Origin of the sequence: Flectobacillus rivi (genome assembly GCF_030056655.1) — a bacterium.
GTDB lineage: Bacteria > Bacteroidota > Bacteroidia > Cytophagales > Spirosomataceae > Flectobacillus > Flectobacillus rivi.
This window is the reverse complement of sequence record NZ_JASHIE010000017.1, coordinates 101,635-126,430: the sequence shown is the minus strand read 5'-3', so window position 1 is coordinate 126,430 and position 24,796 is coordinate 101,635. Positions and strand designations below refer to the sequence as shown.

Here is a 24,796-nt window from a genome sequence, read left to right as displayed (position 1 = left end):
ATTGAATTTGACTCGAAATTTACAACAATGACCCTATAAAACAATAAGCCCACCCCTACAGGGCAGGCTTATGATATTTTCCAGATTCCAGAGATAGGCTTATTTGGTTAGCTTACGGTATTGGTCTGAATTAATGGGATCCAAAGAAGACAAAAGAGCACTTATCTTTTTGCGTTCTTCACTTGGCGCTTCGCTATAAAGATTAATCAGCTCTGGCGACTTTGCTTCAAAAATCAAACGACTGAGTAATTGCCCTGGCTTATTGGCATTTACCTGCTTGATTGAGTTAAGGTATGTTGTTATTTGTTTTCGAGCCTCAATAGGGTTTGAGCCAAAATTATCCAAAGCCAAACGATGATAATTATAGTATCCTTCACGGATAGGCAGTAATTGCTGATTTAGTAAATTTTCTGCTAAAAAATAGCGACTTCTTACATCGGTAGAGGGAGCCCACGAGCCGCCTGCATTTTGTGCTAGGTTTACAACATTGAGCAGTTTTTGAGCATATTTATCTCCTCCAAATTTACTAAAAGTATCATAATCAAAGGTCAAAGCTACGTACGAATAAAAAGCTAAAAGATGCGTCAAATTATCGGTATAGTTGTTGTCATTGTAATACAATGGCGTACCAGACAAGTATTTAAAATTAAAGCTTTTATCTACATAATTTAGGATTACTGTTTCGTAGGTAGTGCCATACACAGGACGTATTACCTGAAAGCGAGCATTGGCCTCATAATCACCACTTGCACTTGCACGTGTAATAATGATGTTAAGCGAACATTTAATTTTTTCTTCAGGCAAGAAATTATCATTTGTCCAACGACGGTTATTCATAAACTCTTGAATCACCGATTGAATCTCGTTGTATATCTGTGTAGCACCACGTTGTTCATTGACCTGAATCTGATCGGTATTAATAGACACTGTACAGCTCAACTCTTGGGCTTGCGTAGTGTGTATACCCAGCATCCCCAAAAATCCTATCAGTACCATTTTTAGTAATGATTTCATAAATACGTTATTAGTTTATACGGTAAAAATGATATCTACAAACTCAATTGCTGAATTGCATTCACTATATCGGAGGCAACATCCGTTTTGCTTTTGAGACTAAATTCATGCAAAGTCCCATCTTTGGTAATAATGGTTACTTGGTTGGTATCATGACCAAAACCTGCCCCTTTATTTTGTAAAGAATTTAATACAATCATATCCAAATTCTTAGATTTGAGCTTTCCGATAGCATTTTCCATCTCATTATCGGTTTCTAGGGCGAAACCAACCAAAATTTGATGCTCTTGCTTTTCAGCACCTAATGTTTTGGCTATGTCTACGGTTTTAGTCAATTCAATATTAAACGAAGTTTCTTTCTTTTTTATTTTTTTATCTGCTACAGTTGCAGGTGTATAATCTGCTACTGCGGCTGCCAAGACAACAATATCAGCATCATAAAAATGGGTTTGAGTAGCCTCAAACATCTGTTGAGCTGAGCGTACTTTTACCAAATGAATATGAGTATCTGGCAGTGGCTGATTAGTAGGGCCACTCACCAAAATCACCTCTGCTCCAGCTTTAGCAAACTGATTGGCAATAGCATAGCCCATTTTACCAGTAGAATGATTACTAATATATCGAACAGGGTCAATATCTTCCTGTGTTGGCCCTGCGGTAATTAATACCTTTTTTTGTGCCAAACTTGGTTGATACGCAAAAAATTTCTTCAAATTCTCAACCAATTGCTCAGGTTCTGCCATACGCCCTTCACCTACTAGCCCAGAAGCCAACTCTCCAAATCCTGCCTGAACGATGGTATTGCCATATTCTTGGAGTTTTTCGAGATTATGTAAGGTACTTGGATGCTGATACATATCTAAGTCCATAGCAGGTGCAAAATACACGGGACATTTAGCTGATAGATAAACAGCAGTCAATAAATCGTCACAGATACCATTGGCACATTTTGATAAAGTATGTGCTGTAGCAGGCGCAATCAGCATTACGTCGGCCCACAAGCCCAAATCCACGTGATTATTCCATGTACCTGTCGAGTCTTTGACAAACTCTGAAACAACTGGATTTTTTGAAAGTGTTGCTAGGGTCAAAGGTGTAATAAATTCTTTGGCTGCCTGTGTCATCACAATTTTTACCTCTGCTCCTTCTTTTACCAAAAGTCTAGTCAAAAAAGCGATTTTATAAGCCGCAATACTACCCGAAACCCCCAAAAGGATTTTTTTATTATTGAGTATCATTTGAGATTCTTTAGAGAATTGTTGTTTTCGAAAGCAATTTACAACAAAATAAAAGGGTCAGATGCAATACATCTGACCCTTTTAAGAAAAATATTGTTATTGAAACAAGACTACAAAGTCGTTGTTGTCAATCTTATTCTTCAGTTTGGCTAGTTTGACCAGGAAGACGGAAAGTAAATTTGTCTTCTGTAAACTCGTCGATAGCTAAAGATGTTGGCTTTGGCAATCTTTCATAAAACTTAGAAATTTCGATTTGCTCACGGTTTTCGAAAATCTCTTCCAAGTTGTCTACTGAAGAAGCAAAGTCCGCCAATTTAGCGTTCAATTCTTCTTTAGTTTTGAGGGCAATTTGTCTAGCACGTTTTGAGATAATTGCTACTGCCTCATAAGTGTTACCACCTGCTTTAATTGCAAGTTTATCTACATCTCTAGTGATGATTGATGGATTGGTTGCCATATTATTGATGCTATTTTAATTCTGACTGAATTGAACAATATATTAACTCTCGTTCCCCATAAAGGGTTCAAAAATTATTTTTGGTTTTCGGCTGCGCCTACTTTCGTAGTATTTGATTTCTCTTTTTCGCGTGCCTTTCTGTATTCTTCTTCTAGTTTTGCCAAACGATCTGAAGCTTTCATGCTAATATCGTAGAGCTTTTCTGCTTTTTTCAGATAGCTACTTTCAGGGTATTTATCTATCAATTCCTGATAAAACTTCACCACATCTTTATAGCGTTCCAACTGCTTGGTTTCGATAGTACTCACTGCCAAGTCATATTGCGATACTACTTTTAGATAATATAACTCTTCGCTAAACTCTGAATCTGGGTAATCTTTTTGAAAGTTAGCAATTTCAATTACCGACGATTTCAAGGATGCTATATTGAAAGGCGATGTTTTGTGATACAATTTCGCTTTTTCGTAAGCTTTACGCTCTAATTTTTTACGCAAATCCTTAATCAAATCTGATGCTTCGGTACGAAACTTACTATCTGGGTTGTTATTGATAAAGCTCTGAAGCTCATTGATAGCAGACAATGTACCACTTTGGTCGAGGTTGTAAGAGGGAGAGTTTTTGAACAACGCATAGGCTGACATATAAACCGCTTCTTCTACATACTCACTACGAGCAAAGGTTTCGGCAAAACGTTTGAAACGGAAGCTTGCCATTTCAAAGTTACCTGTGTGATAATCACAATAGGCCTGATAGAAAGTCACCAATTCCTGCTGGTCGGTACCAGTCAAGGAAGGAAGAATTTCTTCAAACAAAATTCCAGCTTTGTCGTACTCGCCTTTTTTGTAATATTCGATAGCCGCTGCGTATTTTTTCTTTTCATCAGTAAGTTTTCTGATTTTCTCGAATTTACCACATGAGGCTAAGATGAAGGCAAAAAATATGAATAATAAAAAATGTTTTCGCATAAGAATGCAAATTTACAAAAAAGTTTTGAGTTTGAAAGTTAAGTTCTTAGGCAATTTACTTGTAATGAGTAGGTATTTACAGACTTTAAAGTGTTTTTGTGTGGAATATTACTCCAGCACAAATCAAGTTGTAAGCTTATACCATAGCCTAAACTCAAATTTCTGTATTTCAACGACTATTTCAAGCATAGCGTATAAAGATTTAACATTATTTAACAGCTTCTAGATTTAAGAAGACAAAAAATGTTACTTTGTCCAAAGGATTCGTCATTATTTTGAAAGCAGTGGAGAGTTTCTTAATTTTCCAGCAATTACATTGCTCTATTACTTTTAGCCAGCAAAAACATATAAATTTTACCATTTAGCCATTGCACAAAGAGTATCCCAAAACCCTATTTAGCACTTTAGCTTGATGGTTATTGCCTCTTAAAAAATCTTCATAAACATGAATCTAGGTAACCTCCGCTCAAGATTATTGGTTGGTTTGATACTAGCCGTAGTTTCGATTTTTTCGTACTTCTCAAAAATGCAAGTCAATCCTGTAACAGGTAAAAGACAAGCCGTAACCATGACTCCACAGCAGGAAATTGCGATGGGTTTGCAGTCAGCACCACAAATGGCTGCTGAGTTTGGTGGCTTATATCAAAATCAAAAACTTCAAGATTTGGTCAAAACAGTTGGGAGCAAGGTGGTCAACAACTCCGAAGCCTCAAAATCTCCTTATCAATTTAACTTCTATCTTTTGGCAGACCCTAATACCATCAACGCCTTTGCTTTGCCAGGAGGTCAGATTTTTATTACCTACGGTTTGTTAAAAAAACTCACAACCGAAGACCAATTAGCAGGCGTATTGGGACATGAAGTAGGCCATGTGATTGGTCGCCATTCGGCACAACAAATGGCTAAAGACGAACTTACTAGTGGATTACTTTCGGCGGCAGTGACGGCTACCTCCGACCCTTATAGTCACAATAATTCGGCTGCTATTGCTCAGTATGTTGGCAAAATGATTACCCTCAAATATGGTCGTAGCGACGAACTTGAAGCAGATAAATTCGGCGTAAAATATATGCTCGAAGCTGGCTATGATCCGATGCAAATGGTAGATGTGATGGAAGTACTGAAACAAGCCGCAGGACCCAATCGCCCATCGGAGTTCCAAAGTAGTCACCCCGACCCTGACCATAGAATTCAAGAAATCAAAAAAGCCTTAGAGCAATATAAAAAGACAGGAAAGTTGGAGTGGTAAAAGAGTCGTAAAGGTACAATAGCCTTGTGGAGAAAAGTATAGTTATGTAAGCTGACAGCCTATAGAACATCAATTTGTTTTCCTATTTCTGTACTAATTTTCTATCAACTTTAGTTTTATATAAAGTAAAAAGTGGATTTGTGAGAAAGTTCAATACTTCCTTTTACACCGTCCTATCTTTACCATAAACCATCAGACACACTATTTGCAATGAATACTGCCGAGCATTATCTGGAACAAGGCGTTCGACTGCGTACTACCAATAAGCCACAGGAGGCTATAGCTGAATTAACCAAAGCGCTAGACTTGGAACCAACCCACGAATTTGTTCTGGCAGAATTGGTTCTCTGTTATTTAGCTTTATCAGATTATACTTCTGCTAATTTTTTTACCGACGAAATTTGTCACTATCATCCCAAATCAGCACTTGGTGTTTACTTAAAGGCAACGATGGCTTTGCAAAAAGACCAGCTTGCTGTAGCCGAAGACTACATTCGTCAAGCCATCCAATTAAATCCTTTTGTTGCTGAATTTTGGGCAGTATTGTCTGCGATTTTTATACAAAGAAAATCTTGGAACGAAGCACTCAAGTATGTTCATAAGGGTCTTGAATTAGAACCTGACAATAATGCTTGCCTCAACTATCAAACCATTTGTCTCAATCAATTAGGACATACCGAGTTGTTACAAGACAGTATGGAAGAGACTCTATACAATAATCCAAATGACGCTTTTAGTCATGCCAATATTGGTTGGGCCTTGTTACAAAATCAGGAAGTAGAACAAGCCAAAACCCATTTTGCAGAGGCCCTACGTCTTGACCCAAACATGAAATTTGCCCGTCATGGAATGATAGAAAGTATCAAGTCTCAAAACTGGATTTATCGTCAGTTTCTGGCTTTTAGCTTTTTCTTATCCAAACACAATGGACTGGTACAGTTAGCCATTATCATTGGATTGATGATGGGCGCCAACTATCTTGGCGATTTAAGTGACCAATATCCATGGATATTGCCTATTTATCTATTAGTAGTTGTGGTATTTTATGTGAGTTGGATTATAGAACCGCTCGGGAATTTATTTTTAAGATTGAACAAATTCGGGAATTTAGCCTTATCTCCTACTGAAAAAAGGGCTTCTGAAATCGTAGGAATAGGATTAGTTGGCGGAATAGCTTCGACCGTTTATTATTTTGCTACAGGAGCAAGAGCAACCGTAGGCTGGATAGGTTTATTGTTTTGTTTTACGATTATCATCCCACTTTCTCAATGTTACTCGATGGGTTTTCTCAAAAACAGAAAATGGCTTCCTTTGTCTATTACGGGCTTGTTGATGTTAATGGGTGCTTTTAATATCATACTAGTTACGAGCCTGCATAAGGTCAGCAACTTTATTACCTACTACGAATATCTTTTTGTGGCTTATCTCTGGCTCATTAATTTAGGAGTCATTAAGGATGAAGAAATTTAGATTTTGAAGGCTACTGTTTCCAGTAGCCTTTTTTCTTAGTCAAAACCCATGTAAAGACACATAAAATAATGTTTCTCCCTTTTTACTTTTATCATAGTATCCTATTTAAAATAGATTTAATCCAATAAATTACTTTTATATTTGAGATTGTGTAAAAAGGACACGTATTTGAGTAATTAGTGAGTTGTAGAATTAGAAATAGGTTTTAGGCAACAGGCAAAGAGTGTTAAATTGTGCTTACCTATTGCTTATGGCTTTCAGGTATCAGCTTTCTGCGGTGGGCTTTCGAAAAAAGTATTTCTGTGGTTACTAAAAATAGTTTAACACTCTTTGCCTAGTGCCTAAACACACAACTTAAATCTAATTTTACTCACTTACTTTACCGTGTTTTCAAAATTTACCCTTGATCACATTGTGCCTATTCTCTTATATGTACTAATTTACAAAGCCCTTTCTTCCAAAACTTATGCTAAACAAACTTTCCCAAAAATCTAAAATACTGATTCCTACAGTCTTGCTTGGAGGTGTGCTTTGGGGCACTGCTTATCAGTTTTCACCCAAAAGTCGATTTATCAATCACTATGTGGATTCTCTCTTGACCGAAAATCAGAAACGTTTACCAGACAATGCCCTCAAAGGCGTTAAAATGGTAGATGGTCTCACTGTAAGTACTTTTGCCACCGAACCCATGCTCATCAACCCAACTGATATTGATGTAGATGCCAAAGGTCGTGTATGGGTTTTAGAAGCTTACAATTATAGACCTTCTATCACGGGCAACCCTACTCATAAAGAAGGTGATAGAATTGTGATTTTAGAAGATACCAATGGGGATGGCAAAGCAGATATAAGTAAGGTGTTTTATCAAGGTCCAGAAATTAATGCGCCGTTGGGTATCTCTGTGCTCAACAACGTAGTGATAGTGTCTCAAAGTCCTTACGTTTGGAAGTTTACCGATACCGATGGCGATGACAAAGCAGACAAAAAGGAGATTCTATTCCAAGGAATTGAGGGCGAGCAACACGACCATGGCGTACATACTTTCGTATTTGGTCCTGATGGAAAGCTCTATTTTAACTTTGGAAATGAAGGTCGTCAACTCAAAGATGCGAAGGGCAATTTGGTTAAAGATCAATTCGGAAGAGAAATTTCTCGAAAAAATTTCCAAGAAGGAATGCTATTCCGTTGTAATCTGGATGGGTCAGAGGTAGAATGTTTAGCTCAAAATTTTAGAAACAACTACGAAGTAGCGGTTGATTCGTATGGAACACTGTGGCAATCGGACAACGATGATGACGGTAACAAAGGAGTGCGTATCAATTTTGTAATGGAATATGGTAACTATGGCTATAAAGATCAAATGACTCGTGCTTCGTGGGGGTATCCTCGCACCAATATGGAAGAGGAAATACCTTTGCGTCACTGGCATTTGAACGACCCTGGTACAGTGCCAAACCTATTACAAACAGGCTCAGGCTCACCTACTGGAATGGTCCTATATGAAGGCGATTTGTTACCCAAACAGTTTTATGGTCAAATGATTCACTGCGAGCCAGGACACAACGTAGTTCGCTCTTACCCTGTGACGAAAAAAGGTGCGGGATATTCGGCGCAAATTGTGAATATCATGAAAAATGAAACTGACCAATGGTTCCGCCCTGCCGATGTATGTGTCGCACCTGATGGCTCACTCATTGTGGCTGACTGGTATGACCCAGGCGTTGGAGGACACCAAGCAGGCGACTTAACCCGTGGGCGCATTTATCGTATTGCACCTCCTCAAACTCCCTATTCTGTCCCTAAGCAAGATTTTACGACTCCCGATGGAGCTGCCAAGGCATTACAAAGTCCTAATATTGCGACTCGCTACCTCGCTTGGGAAGCCCTATCAAAAATGGGAAAAAGTGCTGAAAATGCATTGGCGTCTTACTGGAAAAACGATAATCCAAGAGTTCGTGCTAGAGCTTTTTGGGCATTAGTTAAATTAGTGGATACCAAAAAATACATTGATTTAGCTATTCAGGACGCTAATCCAGATATTCGTATCGCTGGATTGCGTGCTGTTCGCCAAGGTAAATTAGACATATTAGACTATGTAGAAAAATTAGCAAAAGACGCCGACCCGCAAGTGCGTAGAGAATGTGCGATAGCGTTGTATGGACAAAAAAGTCCTAAAGCTAGTCAGTTGTGGGCAACTTTGGCTTCGCAACACGATGGTAAAGACCGTTGGTATTTGGAGGCTTTGGGTATCGGAGCTGAGGACAATTGGGATGCTTGCTTTAGTGCCTATTTATCTCAAAATCATAACCCTGCTAACTCTGCCTCAGGAAAAGATATTATTTGGCGCTCGAGAAGTAATCAATCTGTAAAACTATTGGCTTCTTTGGCTACAGACCCAAGTATCGCCTTAAAAGAACGCTTGCGTTATTTCCGTGCTTTTGATTTTGTAAAAGGTTCCGAAAAATCTTCGGCGCTTTTAGGCATGTTGAATGGTAATTCTCAAGAGCAAAACCAGATTAATCGTTTGGCATTAGGTCATCTCGATGCAGAATTTGTTAAAACGTCTCCGATTGCCAAAAATGCCTTAGTGCAATTGATGAATAATCTCGACGACAAAGAGTTTGTTCAATTACAAGATAAATACACATTGCCTGAAGGCAACGAGCGTCTGATTAGCATGATTGGCAAAGGTGAAAAAGTTGGCGATGCGGGGAATGCTCTATTCAAATCTCCACAAGGGGTTCAATTGGCTAAAAATATCATCAATAATCCCAAACAAGAAGATTTAGCCATTAAGATTCTTGGTGCGATTCGTTGGAATGGGGGAAAAACGCAGTTGACATTACTACAAGATGCCATGTTTAATCCCAAATATAGCGCCAATATCCATCGTGAGGCGACTCGTTATTTGGGCGGTAGTGGCAATGGTGAAGACCTTATCTTGGAGTTACTGAAAGCTAAAAAGATTAAGAAAGACTTGATACCCGTTGCAGTAGAAGGCGTAAGCCGTGCATGGCGTCGTTCGGTACGTGTAGAAGCTGCCAAATATTTAGGTACAACGAATGCCACTAGCAAAAAGCTCCCTCCTATTTCTGAACTAATTGCATTGACAGGTAATCCAAAAAATGGTGCGCAGGTATTTGCCAACAACTGTTCGGTATGTCACCAGGTCAATGGCGAAGGGATGGATTTTGGACCCAAGCTTTCAGAAATAGGCAGCAAGCTAGCCAAGGAAGGTCAATATCTTGCCATTTTACATCCAGATGCAGGTATTAGCTTTGGCTACGAAGGTTGGGATATCAAACTCAAAGACGGCACTCAGCTAGTAGGAATTGTTGCTTCAAAAACTGAAACTGATGTTGTCTTAAAAATGCCTGGAGGTCTTGTTCAAAACCTCAAGACTAGCGCTATTAAATCCATGAAAATGCAAAGCAACTCGATGATGCCGACAGGTTTAGCGGACGGTATGTCTCAACAAGAATTGGTTGATTTAGTAGAGTTTCTAATGACTTTGAAAAAGAAATAGTTTTTGATTTGAAAATTTGAAGATTTGAAAATGTGTTATTCAGGTGTAGAGATGCAATGCTTTGCGTCTAAAACAATACCTTTCATCTAAAGATTTTTCACTCAATATTTCAGTAAAAAAGTGGTCGAAAATTGTTTTTCGACCACTTTTTTTATACTGGACTCGGCTTAAGACGCAAAGCATTGCGTCTCTACAGCTAGAATGCAAATTTTAACAGAATCACTCATGCACTCAATCACAAATCACTCAATTCAATAGGTGAATAATCCTCCTATCAAAATTTGACCACTCACTCAATTACCCATTAGGAACAAACCCAAACGGGTAATATTTACGTTAATATGTCAAAGAAACAGATTTTTCTGCTTTCAACTTTGTACTGTCAAACATTCATGAAGCAATTATTTTAAAACAACATATCATTCACTAATTGCTTTATACTAACACGTAAAATTTATGAAAAAGCTAATTTTAATCTTCGCAACAGCCATTCTTGGCTTGGCTTCTTGCCAACAAAAAACTGACGATAAAGCTGCTATTGAATTAGCCAAACAAGCTGCCATTGACTCGATGAAAATGGTCGCTCAAGCGCAAGAAGTAAAACAAATGGTGATTGACTCCATGCAAAAAGTCACACCAACAACGCAAGTTACGCAATCGACTGGTGAAAGTGCTCAAAGTACGAGTGCTGCCGTTTCTGGTGCTAATAATAGTAGTCCTGCCAAAGTTGAAAAGACTTCTAGCTCAAGTAGCTCGTCGACAAATACGGCTAGTACGCCAACAGTAACCAAGAAAAAAAGTAAAATGTCAAAAGTTGCCAAAGGAGCTTTAATTGGGGCTGGTGTAGGTGCTGTAACTGGTGCAATTGTCAATAAACGAAATAGAGCAGCTGGAGCTGTCATTGGCGGAGCACTAGGCGCTGGCGCTGGTGCAGGTGTAGGTGCAATTTTAGATAAAAAACAGTAGATAATTTTATCTGCTTTAGACGCTAGTAGGCTAAAAGTTTAAAAGTATCGCTAAAACATTTATACCTGTTACATACGGTCTAAAGCATTATTAAAATCTGATAATTATTCATTAAAAAAGCGGTCGAAAATCAATTTTCGACCGCTTTTTTTGATACTCTTATGTGATGTCTGATTCGGCTTAAGGCGCAAAGCATTGCGTCTCTGCCACTAGCTGAATACAAATTTTAGAACAATCACTCATGCACAACTCACCCAATACAAAATGACCAATGTTGGCATACTGGTGAAGTTAAAAAAACGCTGCCATCCTAACTCCTCACTATTTTCCTGTCGACAAATCTTGCTTCAATAATTCATCAATTTCATGATTAAATTCTTTGACAAAATCATCATAATATTTTCCTGTTGCTGGACCCGAATATCCTGTATGAATTTTAGCGACTTTCCCAGATTTATCTACAATAATCGTAGTTGGAAAAGAAATAATTTCAGACAAAGCAGGTAATACCGACGAAGCGTATTGAGTGTCTGCCAAACCTGCAAACAAGATATCATATTGGATGTCAAAACGTTTTTTCAAAGCTTCCAAACGAGTTTTGGCAAAAGCTGGATCGTTTTTACGCTCAAAAGACAAACCTATAATTTCTACACCACGATTTTTGTTGGCTTTGTACCATGGCGCCATATATGAAGCTTCATCGATACAGTTTGGACACCAACTACCCAAAATGGTTACAATCACCACTTTTCCTTTGTATTTGGCATCACTCAATGAGGTATTTTGCCCTGTAAAAGCATCTGGAAAAGTAAAATCAAATTGTTTACCATCCTTTACTTTCGTCAATGAATACGCATCTGGTAATTCTATTTGGTCATTCTTTGTCCCTTTCAATGGTCGTGCACTTGTAGCTCCAATGCTTTGACCAGTAATGGTATTTCCTTCGATTTTACCAATAATCAACGCTGGACTTGAGCCACTGAAGGCCGAAAGATAAAACTCATCACCTTTGATATCGCCTTCATAATAGCGATAATCTCCTGTTTTTGACAGGAACGTTCCTGTAATTTTTTGACCTTTTTGTTCAAATACGCCAATTACTGGCGTTGTAGCAGTGCCCATATACACTTCCCATTTACCCGCCAAACTTGCTTTTGAAGGTGCTACTTTTTCGAAGAAACGGTAGCGACTACCTTGCGATGCTTTGAATGCAATACGAGTAGTACCTTTTTTGAATACCCCCGACAAAGTAGTTGGACTTTCGATTTTGGCCGCTAATACAGCATCAAAAACCTCTACTGGAATAAATAATGAATCTCCTTTTTGTGTAACGCCTTTTAGTTCAAATCGCTCGGAAGCATTCAATAAATAAGCATCTTTGCCTTTTAACTCAAAATTGAATGGAGATTCTTTTCCTTCAAACAAACTAAAAGTACCTCTCCAAACACCTTGCTTAGGAGCTACCTGTGCTTTTGTAACGCCAAAGCTTGCTATTGCTAAAGCCGCTGAGGCTACGATTTTATACAATTTCATATTTTTAGAATTTTGTTGTCGTGTAATTTTTATTGCCTTAAATAATAGACCCAAAACTGGTATTTCTTTTTAATCTATTATCTGAAATGTATTTCTTGCTAAAATTAAACATTTAATCTATAAGTTCTATAGAATAAACAATTATTCAAGAATTGAGTTCATAAATTGAGTAGAAACTGCTATTTCTATGAAACCTCAACAGTGGCTAGCAATTTAGGATTGGGAATTTCTGATTTCGGTAGTATGGGTAAATACCTTTATTTTGTAGGTTATTCTTCCGAAATCCCACATCCGAAATAGTTTATTTCAGCAATCAAGCCTACGCCACTAAAATAAGTCTAGCGTTCTAATTTGCCCCCTATCCATTTATCGCTCCATTCTTCACGAAGCAAGTTTTTTATTGCTGTATGCAACCTTACTTTGTATTGTCGCATCTAGGGAGTATTAAACTTCTCTATCAATTCAATCTGATTCCAAGTATAAACTTCTTTAAACCTACAAGTGGGCTTGGCTAAGTGCTTTTAACAAATTTAAACCAATGAAATTATTACAAACACTACTACTATCTATCTTTTGTGGATTTGGAGCTTTGGCTCAACAAAAAATTTCAGGTAAAGTCTTTGACGAAAAAAATCAAGCTGCCGAATTTGCTACCGTCGCGTTACTTTCAGCCAAAGATTCGAGTATGGTAAAAGCCAATTTGACTGACGCTTCTGGAGTCTATCATTTCGAATCAGTTAATAAAGGTCGCTATCTTATTAGTATTTCGATGATGGGTTATCAAAAAGCCTTCAGTGCTGTTTTCTCGGTCGACCAATCACCTGTTACAATCGAAACGATTACGTTAAAAACGAGTTCAAAGACCTTAGATGAGGTAACAGTAACCGCACAAAAGCCTTTTTTAGAACAAAGAGCAGACAAACTAGTCGTAAATGTGGCTAATAGTCCTGCCTCTGTGGGAAGCACTGCTATCGAGGTTTTACAAAAAGTACCTGGACTAATTATTGCTCAAGACCGTATCACGATTGCGGGTAAAGCTTCGGTATCTATTATGATTGATGGAAAACCGTCGCAGTACACCGATATGAATCAGGTATTGAAAGACTTGCCAAGTAATAGCATCGAAAAAATAGAAGTAATCAAAAATCCTTCTGCCAAATATGATGCCGCAGGTGGTGCTGTGATTAATATTATTATGAAACGCAATGCTAATCTTGGCACAAACGGCTCGGTTGCCCTCAACTTTAGAGGTGCAATGGTTGATAATACGGTCGTAAATCGTAGTAAAAATGACTTTTTTGGCGGATATTCTCCCAACTTTTCGCTCAATCACCGCAAAGGCAAGTGGAACGTATTTGGAAGCTATACGTATTCTGACAGAACGTTTTTTCAACTCACCCAAATTGACCGTGTAATTGGTAAAGATGAGTTCTCGAATATCATGATGAATCCTGGTGATGCCAAAGTTCATAATGCACGTCTAGGTGCTGATTATTATTTAGATAAGAAAAACACCATAGGGATATTGCTCACAGGTTTTGACCGTTCGGGTAGCAACAACAGTACAGCTATTACAAAAGTATTTTCGACAGAAACTAAACAACAGACTAGTCAGTTCGAAACCCTTAACGACCAACCTACGACTCGTAATAATATTGGTTATAACCTCAACTGGAAACATACTTTTGATAGTACAGGTCGTGAACTCAACGTGGATTTGGATTATGTGCAATACAAACTCAAAAATCAGAACTTGATTACGATTTTGGATAACGGTCTACGTCGTAATAACTCACAGAGTGTGGATAATCCTGTTCAATTTATGACAGCGAAATTGGACTATACACATCCTATTTCGAAGGATAGCAAGTTGGAAGCTGGTGGTAAAATGAGTTTTGCGACGATTGACAACGATTTGCGTTTTTATCGTGAACAGGTGTTGGATACCAAACGAAGCAATGTTTTTAACTATAAAGAAAACATCAATGCGCTTTATGTCAATTACAATACCAGTTTTGGTAAAAAATGGGAGCTTCAAACAGGTTTGCGTACAGAACAAACCGTTGCAACAGGTTTTAGTCAGGTCGAAAACAAAAATGTGTTAGAACGTAACTATTGGCAGTTTTTCCCAAGTATTTTCTTGACGCATAAACTAAACAAAAGCTTGGCCGTTACGACCTCATTTACCCGTCGTATCGACCGCCCGAGTTATCAACAACAAAACCCATTTGAATTCCAGATTGACTCTTTGACTTTTACAAGAGGAAATCCATTGTTGAAGCCACAATTGACCAACGAAATCAAATTGCAGTTGACATTTGATGGACAGCCATTCTTTGCGCTTGGCTACAACAACACCAACGATGTCATAGTGGATAATGCGCCTAAGCAAGACCCTGCGACAAAGCGTACTTATACCACTGCCGAAAACTTAGCGACTTACAAAAACTACTTTATAGAACTAAACTTCCCTATCAAAATTGGAAAGAAAATTTCGGGATACGGTGGAAATCAATTGATATACAACGCCTATAATGCCAATTATTTAGGAGGTACTTTTGATCAGTCTCGCGTAAACTGGTTGGCGTACTTTAACATTAACGCCAAATTTACCAACAAACTAAGCATGGAAATGGGCGGTTGGTATATGACTCGTTCGCAACAAGAGTTCTTGACGTTAAACCCATTAGGAGCATTAACGATTGGTTTACAGTACAAGGTATTGGAAGGAAAAGGCAAGATTTCATTGGCTATGAACGACGTATTTTATACTGAAAAAACAAGAGGACTTATTGAATACCAAGACATTAACCTCAAATATTTCAGCCGTGAAGCATCGCAAAACCTTCGATTAGGGTTTAGCTATAGCTTTGGTAATCAGAAATTAAAAGCAAGCCGTTCACGCCAAACAGGCTCCGAATCGGAATCTAACCGTGTGAAAGCAAACTAAATAGGAGTGTTTGGAGTGCGGAGTTTTGAAAAGTGTATGAGTGATTATGTCACAATTTGTATTCTAGACGTAGAGACGCAATGATTGCGTCTAAAGCCGAATAAAATCTAGCATAGTAGTATCAAAAAGGCGTTCGAAAAACTAATTTCGAACGCCTTTTTAAGATAATCACTCATTCGCTAAACCACTAAATCACTCAATTTAGATCACCTTATAAATCAGAAGCACGATAAGCCTCAATCAATTTGATTTCACCTTCTTTGCCTTTTACTGAATTGCCGTGTTCCATCCCAAAAACAAAGTCTCGTCCTGAAGCTTGTGACTTTGCATTAATATGTTTGAAGATATTCTTGTAATTCATCTCGCCTGTGGTTGGTTCCTTACGCCCAGGCTCGTCGCCAATTTGGAAATAACCGATTTCATCCCACGTTTGGTCAATGTTATAAATAATATGTCCTTCGTTGCGTTGCATGTGCCACATATCAAACAAAAACTTACACGATGGGCTATTGACAGCCTTACAAATCATATAAGTTTGATCTGAATTTCTTAAAAACAAATCTGGGGTATCACTCAATGCCTCCAATACCATAACCAAGCCATGTGGTTCGAATATGGCGCTTGCCATACGCAATGACTCAATTACATGTCCAGTCTGGATTCCGATGGGGATACTACGGTCGTAATTCCCTGGCACCACGGTCATCCATTTGGCATTTACACGTTTGGCAACTTCTACAGCTTCTTTACATCTTTGCAAAAACTTATCACGCCATTCTTTTTTACCCGAAGCCAAAGAGGTTTGTAGAGGCCAGTTATCAAAGTTTACCACAAAAACTCCCATGGTCATTCCTAGCTTTGCCATGGTCTCTCCCACTTTTGTTTGTACCTCTATGGGTCTGTCCATCATACCATTATCCTCAAGCGCACGAAAACCCATTTCATGCATAAATTTAAGTTGATCGATAGGATCCTTGCCTGCGGAATTTTCGAACATTCCAAAATGAGGTGCATATTTGAGTTTGAAAGCAGGTTGAGCCGAAGTATTTTTTGCTTCCAAAACACCGCTCGAAAGAGTACTTACGGCAGAAGCTGCTAATAGATTTTTGGTAAAATCACGTCTTTGCATGGTAAAAGGGCGTTAAATAGTTGAGGGTTCTAATATACAGAAAAACTTATTGTATTCTGACGGGGCTTTGGGGGGATTCTTACAATTTGAAGATTTGATAATTTGAAAATGTAAGTGTGATGATTATAATCACAGAACACTCCTTATTCATAAATTTTCCTTCTATTCTTTTTGGATATTCAAAACAATATTTAGATATTTATCTAAATATTTAAACAAGTAAATTCTATGCAAAAATCTCACTTATTTGAGGGATTATTAATTGGAATACACCTCATTCCGTTCGGCATTGATTATGACTCTTCTCTCACAAAAACCTATGATTGGTATCTGTACATTCCTTTTGTTATTGTGGGAATTCTGAATTACACCCTTAATTTTCGAAAATATTCTATTGAAGAAGTCCCAGAAAGAAACTTCCAAATCATTCGATTTATTCGAAGCATCAATTTTTTGATAGTCATGTCAGCATGGATTTATATGTTGAAAAAAGATATTGACCAACTTCAAATTGTGGGATTAATAGCCTGTACAAATTTGATTTTATATGGCAACTTCAAATCTCTATACCATTTCGATACTACTAGTTTTGACTTTTGGATGCAACCTTATGGAGATGAGAAACTCCAAAAGTCTCACCGTTTAGAAGGTAAAATGCGAGTAGGCTTAGGTTTCTGGGGACTCATTCTGTTTATTTTTTTAACGCCTCTTCCAGCGTTGATTATCTTCGGTATAACGTATTATATCTCTGCGTTTGTCTTACTTTATGCCTTTACTCAGTTGATGGATGAGTAGTATATCAAAATATGATGATATTGCATTTCTATTAATAACACTTTATCAAAAGCTAAAGCCCGAATGCTCAAGCTTTTTCCTATCATGACAAAAAAACTTATCTATCTATGGCTGACGGCTGCATTTACTCAGTTCAACCTTTTTGCTCAAAATCAAGAACAAATCGTGGTTTTGCCACAAACCAAAGGTAATCTTGAAGGTACTCTGTTGATTCCTCAAGCCACCAAACCAATGCCAGTTGTATTAATTATTGCAGGTTCTGGCCCCACAGACCGTGACGGCAATAATCCTTTGGGCGTAAAGGCTCAATCTTATAAATTATTGGCAGAAGGCTTGGCAAAAAATCAAATAGCAAGCTTGAGATATGACAAGCGAGGAATTGGACAAAGTAGTAATACGGCTGTCAAAGAAATAGATATGCGTTTTGAAACAGGTGCCGACGATGCAGCTCAATTTTTGGACACACTTCGCAAAGATCCTCGATTTAGTAAAGTGCTTATTCTTGGACATTCGGAAGGTTCACTATTAGGAATGCTTTTGGCACAAAAAAGAAAGGTAGATGGCTATATTTCGGTATCTGGTATTGCCCAAGGCATAGATGAGGTAATCAACGAGCAACTTCGTCCACAAGCCATTCCTGATTCGGTAAAGGATACTGTCAAAAACTATTTGGCAACACTCAAACAAGGTAAAACGATTCCCAAACTCATGCAAAACATGGTGATTTTTAGCTTGTTTCGCACAAGTATCCAGCCGTATATGATTTCGTGGCTGCGTTATAATCCTAGTCAGGAAATCACTAAAATCACAACGCCTATTTTGATTGTTCAAGGCAGTGCCGATATTCAAGTTGGCGAAAAAGAAGGACAAGCTTTGCATAAAGCTGCTCCAAAGTCTACTTATTTGATGATTCCACAAATGAACCATGTACTAAAACTAGGTACACTAGACCCTCAGGAATCACAACGAAATTATCAAAATCCAGATTTACCTTTAGCACCTCAATTGGTAGAAGGTATAGTAGAGTGGATTAAAAAACGTCGTTAATTATCCTTTTATGAATACATTATTCAAAGCTCTCAACGACCCCACACGTCGCGAAATTTTGGAGCTCCTCAAAGACAAAGACCTCAATGCTGGTGAAATCGCCGAGCAATTTAATATGTCGAAACCCAGTATTTCGCATCATCTCGACCTGCTCAAACAGGCCGAATTGGTCGTTGCTATCAAAAAAGGGCAATTTATCGAATACTCGCTCAATATGACCGTGATGGACGAAGTGCTCGCATGGATATTGCAGTTTAAGCCAGAGGTACAGATTTCGAAGGTTGAAATTTCTCCTAACAAATTGTGAATGAGTGCTAAGTGGGTTGTGGTTAAGTGATTTTCTTCTCAATTAATGTCTTATTTATAATGGGATATTAGTTTTTTTCAAAAATCACTAAATCACCATTCGCTAAATCACTCAATAACAACTATCTTAGAATTGCACTTCTAACAACATTTTATGAAACAACGATTACTTTCGCTCGATACCTTTCGAGGGCTCACGGTAGCCATGATGATTTTGGTCAACAACCCAGGCGATTGGGGACATATTTATTGGCCTCTCGAACACGCCTCTTGGGATGGCTGTACCCCTACCGATTTGGTATTTCCTTTCTTCCTTTTTATCGTGGGGGTTTCTATTTCTTATGCATTTAAAGATAAACAACCCGACTCGAAGACCCTTCTGAAGATATTGGAGCGTAGTTTAAAGCTCTTTGGTTTAGGGCTTTTTCTATCTCTTTTTCCCAAATTTGATATATCAGTAGTGCGTATCATGGGCGTTTTGCAACGCATAAGTCTTGTGTTTTTCTTTTGCTCTATCCTCTTTCTTTATACCAAGCCTCGTACTCAAATAGGAGTATTGGCAGGTATTTTGATTTTGTATTATATTCTTATGACAATGGTGCCTGTGCCAGGCATTGGCGCTGCCAATTTGTATGCTGAAACTAACCTTGGAGCTTACTTTGACCGAATGATCTTGGGTATTCCACATCTTTATAAAGCAGTTAAAGTTTGGGATCCAGAAGGACTTTTGAGTAGTTTACCAGCCGTTGGCAATGGTATTGCAGGAATGTTGGCAGGGTATTATATGCAAAACAGAGATCAAGAAGTTAGTAAAAAACTTCTCAATCTCTGTCTAATAGGATGCATGGGCATGCTAGTCGGATGGGCTTGGGATAGTGCGGGATTTCCCATCAATAAGTCCTTATGGACAAGCTCATACGTGTGTTGGACTGCTGGTATGGCAACTTGCTTTTGGGTGGGATTGTACTGGCTTATTGATGTCAAAGGCTACCAACGATGGACCAAGCCATTCGTGGTATACGGTGTCAACGCTATCACAGTATTCTTCTTATCGGGTCTGATTCCGCGTATTTTACGAATGATAAAACTACAGAATGCCGAAGGCGAAGAAGTCAATCTTCAAGTCTGGTTATACAAATCATGGATTACACCATGGTTTGATAGCCCTTATAATGCTTCCCTTGCAGGAGCAATTATCCTCGTAAGCTTATGGTGTGGCATACTTTGGATCATGCACAATAAAAAAATCTTTGTCAAAGTATAGTAAATAAGTCAACACAGTTTGACTGCAAACTACTTTACTTACTATGTATATTCCTGTAAACAACTCGAGCAGTAAGAGGCGCCTTCTTACTGCTCGAATGATTACAATACTACTACCGAATTCTCGTCAGAAGTGATACCGTTTGGAACAAACTTATCAGCTTCTGTTTCGTTTGCCCAAATAGCGCTATCAAATAAATAACGGAATTGAAATTCTTTTCCAGCTTCTAATTCAAGCGTACCTTTGAAAGTACCATCTTTTTGTTTTTTCAAGGCTGTAGCCGAGGCATCCCAATTATTGAACTCTCCTACCACGTTCACTGCTTTTGCACCGTTTACTGCGTCGGCAGGAACTGCAAATGTTACTTTACATACTGGTTTTGATTTCAAATACTGTTTTGTAATTGCCATAATGATAATAAGTTTTTAGGAGTTATTGCTAGATTTCTTTTTTCTATTGCGAATGAGTGAAATAGTCTTTACCAAACACTCAAATTGTACTTTATCTATTTAACTAAGATAAAAATTTATCGCAAATATTCAAAAAATATTTTCATAAAAACCTAACAACCAGATAATTAATTAATAATTATATTAAAATAATTATAATTTAACTAACCTATCTACTAAAAACAGTATAGAACTGACATTTTATAGGTGTAAAACCTATACGTTTTCAAATTAGAACTATTCCTCCATAATCTGAAAAGTAATCGGTAAAGTAAAGCGAACCGAGACAGGTCTTCCCGACTGTTTTCCTGGAATCCAGTTAGGCATTTTCGACACCACTCTTAGTGCTTCTTCGTCACATCCAAACCCAATTCCTTTTGATACAGACAATTGTGAAATACTTCCATCTCCCATTACGACAAATGATACAAATACTTTTCCTCCTACACCTGCTCGTTGCGCCTGTGACGGAAACTTCAAATTTTTATTGAGATACTCCCCTAAAGCTCGAATCCCGCCTTTGTATTCTGGCATTTTTTCAACTGTCGTAAAAATCGATTCCTCCGTTTTTTCGACGTGCACAGGCGCTTCTATCACAGGCTTAGTATTGGCAAGGTCAGGGTCGACTGGAGGCATTTCGATTTCGGCACCGTCCACATTTTCAGGACCAATCGCAGCCTTACTTTCGGCTAGCTCCTCTTGTGTTGGAGGCAATTCGATTTCTCTCTCATCGGTGACAATTTCTGGTGCCAGATACTTGATTTGTTTGACAGGTTCAACAGGTGTTTCAGGTTTGGGTGGCTCTGGCAACTCTATTTTCTTTTCCTCCGCAGGTGGTAGTTTTACATCCTGTAAGGTGATTTCTACCTCACGTTTATCCCGTGAGTTCTGTGATGCCCAAATAAAAGGAGTCGATAATGCCAATCCAAATGCCCCTACTCCAATCAAAGTGGCTCTTTTAACAATCTGTTTGTACTCTTGTCTTAGAAAATAAGCGCCATATAGCTTATTACGACCTTCGAAGATAATATCATCTAAGGTCTCGTGTGGTTGATTTGATGAGTTACTGTTCATGATATTGAGAAGTTTAAAAGAATTTAAAACTAAATTTTTAGTTATTATATTGAAAAAAATTACCTCATGAGAGGTTGGGGTAATGGCGAATTATGAATGATTGAATTGTGAATGTAGAATTAGGGTTGTATGAAGGATTTTCTTTCGTTCAAAAGAATTCTTATCATTAGCATTTTTTGATGTAGTGGCAACTCTTGCAATTGCCGTATTCAAAATGGCAACTGCAAGAGTTGCCACTACATCAATTTTATCTTAAAGACAATGCTAAACCTTCGTCCAGTACTAATGTAGAATTAGTACTTTCCCAACTATTACAGATTTCTGATTTTAAGAATATGAAAATGCCTTTATTCGAAATGCCTAGTTCAAGACTTTATACTGGACTCATTTTCTTAACAGTTTGAAAACTGAAGCAATAGCTAGTCCGAGATAAAGTCTCGAACTAGTTATTGACAGCTTATACACTTTCCCAATAGTAGAACTAATTTTTTAGTTATAATTTAGTAAAAAAATACCTCAAAAGAGGTAAAGTTGTACTCAGGTTGCATTAGGCAATAAGCTGTAAGCTAAGTTCATCGTATAATTGATTGCTTAATGCATACAGCCTATGACCTAAAGCTTATATTGGTGTAAAACAACTTACTATGTTTATGCTTTTTTGAATGAAATAGGTACGACGAAAGTGCATCTTACTAATTTGCCCTGATGCGTACCTGGAATCCATTTTGGAACAGACTTCAATACTCTTAAAGCTTCATTATCAAGTGGTTCTCCAGCAGACTTTAGCACTTTAAAATCTTCAGCAGAGCCGTCTTTATTTACCACAAATTGTATAAATGTTTTTCCTTCCATATTTGCCTTTTGAGCTTCTTCTGGATATTTCAAATTGGCTCGCAAGTAGTCCACAAAAGCAGGCATACCGCCATTAAACTCTGGCTGATGGTCAACGCCATTCATAATAGAATCGGCTTCCATTTGTAGTTCTTCAGCCAAAGCTGGACTGATAATCGTCGCACTCGAAATACTGATTCCTGACTCGGCCAATACTTGTCTACCAGATTTACTTGGTACAACAGCCTGCCCTCCTTTTTCTACAATAGCTCTCCATTTTACATTGAGACGTTGTTCCATTTCTGAACCTCTCAAATTAGATGATGCCAAAATCAGCATAGCTCCCAACAAAGGTAATACCAACAGATATTTCCACTGAACATCATTTTCAGAACGATCTTTCATCAACATTTGGATGCGTTGCTTGAGCATAGAATCATTAAAAAAGTTGTTGGTTAAAGGGACAGTCTGTACGCCAAATTGCTCGTGAAATAACAACATCGCATATTCCTCCTTAGATTCCTCCCATTGACTTGTGATTTCATCAGCAATAAACTCGTGGATGTAGCGAACTGCTTTTTTGTATAAATAAATAACGGGGTTGAACCAATTAAATATCGCTAACAGCTCAAACAACATAATATCTGCCGAATGCAATTGACGAATATGAACCTGCTCGTGTCGCATAATCACATCTCGCATGGGCATATCCTTGCTTACAAATAAGAAGTTGAAAAAGGAAAATGCACTTTTATTAACGTTCTTCTTTTGAGATTTTCCACGAAGTAAATTTCCCAAATAAGCCATTTGAAGTCCCATTCGACCAATACCAATAAGAACGCCTGTTATATATACGACGGCAATCATATCGCCCCAAGCCCAGCCTTGTTGCACAAAAGTCTCGGTTGGAGTATAATACATTTGTGGATCGTAGATATACTTCATGGTATGATATACACTATCACTCACCAATTGCTCACGTACCCAAGTAAACTGTAACATCGGGATAAAAAACGCCAAAGCAGAGGTTGCCAACAAATACGCTCTGTTGAGATCAAAGAAAGTCTCTTTACGCAAGACAATATGATAAAATCCATAAAATAGAATCAGATACAGATTCACTTGGAGTAAATAGTGCAGCCAGTTCATACGCAGTTAATGTTAAATTGAGGGTCGAGATTGAAGCGATAATAAATTCTGTTCGTTGGTTGTCAATGTATTAACGATGGCATACTGTTTATTATTGGTAATAGCCAGTTCGTCTAACAAATCTACCATGTTTCGGTAATGAGCTTGGTCGGTTGCCTTAATCACCACCGTGAAGTTTCTTCCAATTTTAGTTTTGTAATTAAATAATACTTGACGGATTCCTTTGTCTGAAAAATTAGTTGTTTTAAGGATTACATTAGGATCTGTTGGGATACCCTGATAATAATACACCTTATTTTCTTTGTCTAATATCACCGTTAACGTTTCGCTTTCCCGAATATCAGAAGCATTATCTGTGGTTTTATCAGGCATACTCAACTGCATTGTAACGGGTTTTAATAAGGTAGTAGTCAACATAAAAAAGGTAATCAACAAAAAACCTAGGTCAACCATCGGTGTCATATCGACACGGGTAGATTGTCGGGAGCGACGCGAGCCCCCTTTGTCGGATGTAGAAATTTCGGCCATAGCTAGTGTTTGGTTATCAGGTTTCGACTATTATGCTTGTGGCCTAAGTGTCGAAACCTTTGTGTTGTGATAATCTCAACTTCTATTTTTTCATGCTATTGATCAAATTCAAAATCTCGTCGGCTTCTTTTACGTCTATTTTTCCTTTTTTAGAGAAGAAAGAAAACAAACTTGAAAAGGAGTTTTCGAAATAGCCTTCAACCAATTTTTCGGTTGCAAAAGTGCTATATTGCTCTTTGCTCACGACAGGAAAATACTCATGTGATTTGCCATAGGCCTTATGGCTCACAAAGCCTTTTTCCTGAAGAATTCTAACAATCGTTGAAACGGTGTTGTAAGCAGGCTTGGGCTCTGGCAGATAGTCTAGAATATCTTTCACAAAGCCTTTTTCGATTTGCCAAAGCACCTGCATAATCTGCTCTTCGGCTCGAGTTAACTCTTTGTCTATTTCTTGCATAATTGTAGTGTATAAGTTGGCATGCAAAATTCAAAATAACATTTTGGAATTAAGGAAATCGAAACTAATCAATTTATCCTTAGCTAAAACCACCAAAGGCTCATCGCTAATACCCGAAAGCCAAAAGATATTTTCTTCTGCTTTATTACTTATATTAGATACCTGTTGTTTGAGTACTCTTGATTTAATGACTTGAAGTTAAAACTAAAATTTTAGTTAAACAACTATTTGATTAGTTTTTTTTTCAAAAAAGAAGAAAGAATAGGAAATTAGTGATGAGATGGTTGTTGTTTGCAGGTAATTCTTAGAACGACTCAGATAGAAATAAAAGGAAGTTATTAGTTAACAGTATATCAATTATTAGAATAGACTTATCATCAGAAGGATATAATCAATTTG

General features: G+C 37.9%; 20 protein-coding genes. 9 read left to right on the top strand and 11 right to left on the bottom strand.

Translation table 11 applies throughout. The features are described from left to right. Positions 1-99: 99 nt before the first annotated feature. The 4 genes from porD to QM481_RS21300 form a co-directional block, all read right to left on the bottom strand. Positions 100-1,014, bottom strand: a complete 915-nt coding sequence (porD, locus tag QM481_RS21315; protein ID WP_283383239.1) for a type IX secretion system protein PorD — start codon at positions 1,012-1,014, stop codon at positions 100-102. Between the two features lie 35 nt (positions 1,015-1,049). Next, the gene (coaBC, locus tag QM481_RS21310) at positions 1,050-2,252 is read right to left on the bottom strand and encodes a bifunctional phosphopantothenoylcysteine decarboxylase/phosphopantothenate--cysteine ligase CoaBC (RefSeq protein WP_283383238.1); all 1,203 of its coding nucleotides are present in this window, start codon (positions 2,250-2,252) and stop codon (positions 1,050-1,052) included. A 133-nt stretch (positions 2,253-2,385) separates the two neighbouring features. Further along, positions 2,386-2,709, bottom strand: a complete 324-nt coding sequence (locus tag QM481_RS21305; protein ID WP_095161579.1) for a DNA-directed RNA polymerase subunit omega — start codon at positions 2,707-2,709, stop codon at positions 2,386-2,388. A gap of 74 nt (positions 2,710-2,783) precedes the next feature. Then, the gene (locus tag QM481_RS21300) at positions 2,784-3,674 is read right to left on the bottom strand and encodes an outer membrane protein assembly factor BamD (protein WP_283383237.1); all 891 of its coding nucleotides are present in this window, start codon (positions 3,672-3,674) and stop codon (positions 2,784-2,786) included. Positions 3,675-4,119: 445 nt separating this feature from the next. Between QM481_RS21300 and QM481_RS21295 the strand changes: the two genes are divergently transcribed. From QM481_RS21295 to QM481_RS21280, 4 genes are all read left to right on the top strand, one after another. Next, a complete protein-coding gene (locus QM481_RS21295; RefSeq protein WP_166550379.1) occupies positions 4,120-4,923 on the top strand; it encodes a M48 family metalloprotease in 804 nt (267 codons plus the stop codon). A 210-nt stretch (positions 4,924-5,133) separates the two neighbouring features. After that, complete coding sequence (locus tag QM481_RS21290) at positions 5,134-6,393, top strand: tetratricopeptide repeat protein (protein WP_283383236.1); 1,260 nt, start codon at positions 5,134-5,136, stop codon at positions 6,391-6,393. Between the two features lie 466 nt (positions 6,394-6,859). Next, positions 6,860-9,919: a PVC-type heme-binding CxxCH protein gene (locus QM481_RS21285; protein WP_283383235.1), complete on the top strand. Its 3,060-nt coding sequence runs from the start codon at positions 6,860-6,862 to the stop codon at positions 9,917-9,919. A 456-nt stretch (positions 9,920-10,375) separates the two neighbouring features. Further along, positions 10,376-10,885 carry a YMGG-like glycine zipper-containing protein gene (locus QM481_RS21280; RefSeq protein WP_283383234.1) on the top strand — a complete coding sequence of 170 codons (510 nt, stop codon included), beginning with the start codon at positions 10,376-10,378 and terminating at the stop codon, positions 10,883-10,885. Positions 10,886-11,206: 321 nt separating this feature from the next. Here QM481_RS21280 and QM481_RS21275 read toward each other — a convergent pair whose 3' ends face one another. Continuing rightward, the gene (locus QM481_RS21275; protein WP_283383233.1) at positions 11,207-12,418 is read right to left on the bottom strand and encodes a peroxiredoxin family protein; all 1,212 of its coding nucleotides are present in this window, start codon (positions 12,416-12,418) and stop codon (positions 11,207-11,209) included. A gap of 538 nt (positions 12,419-12,956) precedes the next feature. Here QM481_RS21275 and QM481_RS21270 point away from each other — a divergent pair. Continuing rightward, a complete protein-coding gene (locus QM481_RS21270) occupies positions 12,957-15,368 on the top strand; it encodes a TonB-dependent receptor (protein ID WP_283383232.1) in 2,412 nt (803 codons plus the stop codon). 211 nt (positions 15,369-15,579) lie between these two features. Here the strand turns inward: QM481_RS21270 and QM481_RS21265 are convergent, their stop codons facing one another. Next, positions 15,580-16,497, bottom strand: a complete 918-nt coding sequence (locus QM481_RS21265; RefSeq protein ID WP_283371747.1) for a hydroxypyruvate isomerase family protein — start codon at positions 16,495-16,497, stop codon at positions 15,580-15,582. 228 nt (positions 16,498-16,725) lie between these two features. Between QM481_RS21265 and QM481_RS21260 the strand changes: the two genes are divergently transcribed. The 4 genes from QM481_RS21260 (at position 16,726) to QM481_RS21245 (ending at position 19,909) form a co-directional block, all read left to right on the top strand. After that, positions 16,726-17,292: a hypothetical protein gene (locus tag QM481_RS21260; protein WP_283383231.1), complete on the top strand. Its 567-nt coding sequence runs from the start codon at positions 16,726-16,728 to the stop codon at positions 17,290-17,292. An 84-nt stretch (positions 17,293-17,376) separates the two neighbouring features. After that, entirely contained in the window at positions 17,377-18,339 is a 963-nt protein-coding gene (locus QM481_RS21255) for an alpha/beta hydrolase (RefSeq protein ID WP_283383230.1), read from the top strand. A gap of 10 nt (positions 18,340-18,349) precedes the next feature. Continuing rightward, positions 18,350-18,646 (top strand): autorepressor SdpR family transcription factor, encoded by a 297-nt coding sequence (locus QM481_RS21250; protein ID WP_166550391.1) that lies wholly within the window; start codon positions 18,350-18,352, stop codon positions 18,644-18,646. Between the two features lie 153 nt (positions 18,647-18,799). Further along, entirely contained in the window at positions 18,800-19,909 is a 1,110-nt protein-coding gene (locus QM481_RS21245; protein WP_283383229.1) for an acyltransferase family protein, read from the top strand. A gap of 101 nt (positions 19,910-20,010) precedes the next feature. Here QM481_RS21245 and QM481_RS21240 read toward each other — a convergent pair whose 3' ends face one another. The 5 genes from QM481_RS21240 to QM481_RS21220 form a co-directional block, all read right to left on the bottom strand. Beyond that, positions 20,011-20,319, bottom strand: coding sequence for an isoamylase early set domain-containing protein (locus QM481_RS21240; protein WP_166550393.1), 309 nt, complete (start codon positions 20,317-20,319; stop codon positions 20,011-20,013). A 276-nt stretch (positions 20,320-20,595) separates the two neighbouring features. Continuing rightward, a complete protein-coding gene (locus tag QM481_RS21235; protein WP_283383228.1) occupies positions 20,596-21,432 on the bottom strand; it encodes an energy transducer TonB in 837 nt (278 codons plus the stop codon). A gap of 648 nt (positions 21,433-22,080) precedes the next feature. Further along, entirely contained in the window at positions 22,081-23,412 is a 1,332-nt protein-coding gene (locus QM481_RS21230) for a M56 family metallopeptidase (protein WP_283383227.1), read from the bottom strand. 12 nt (positions 23,413-23,424) lie between these two features. Beyond that, positions 23,425-23,940, bottom strand: coding sequence for an ExbD/TolR family protein (locus QM481_RS21225; RefSeq protein ID WP_283383226.1), 516 nt, complete (start codon positions 23,938-23,940; stop codon positions 23,425-23,427). 82 nt (positions 23,941-24,022) lie between these two features. After that, on the bottom strand, positions 24,023-24,397 hold the full coding sequence (locus tag QM481_RS21220; protein ID WP_095161546.1) for a BlaI/MecI/CopY family transcriptional regulator: 375 nt from the start codon (positions 24,395-24,397) through the stop codon (positions 24,023-24,025). Positions 24,398-24,796 lie beyond the last annotated feature (399 nt).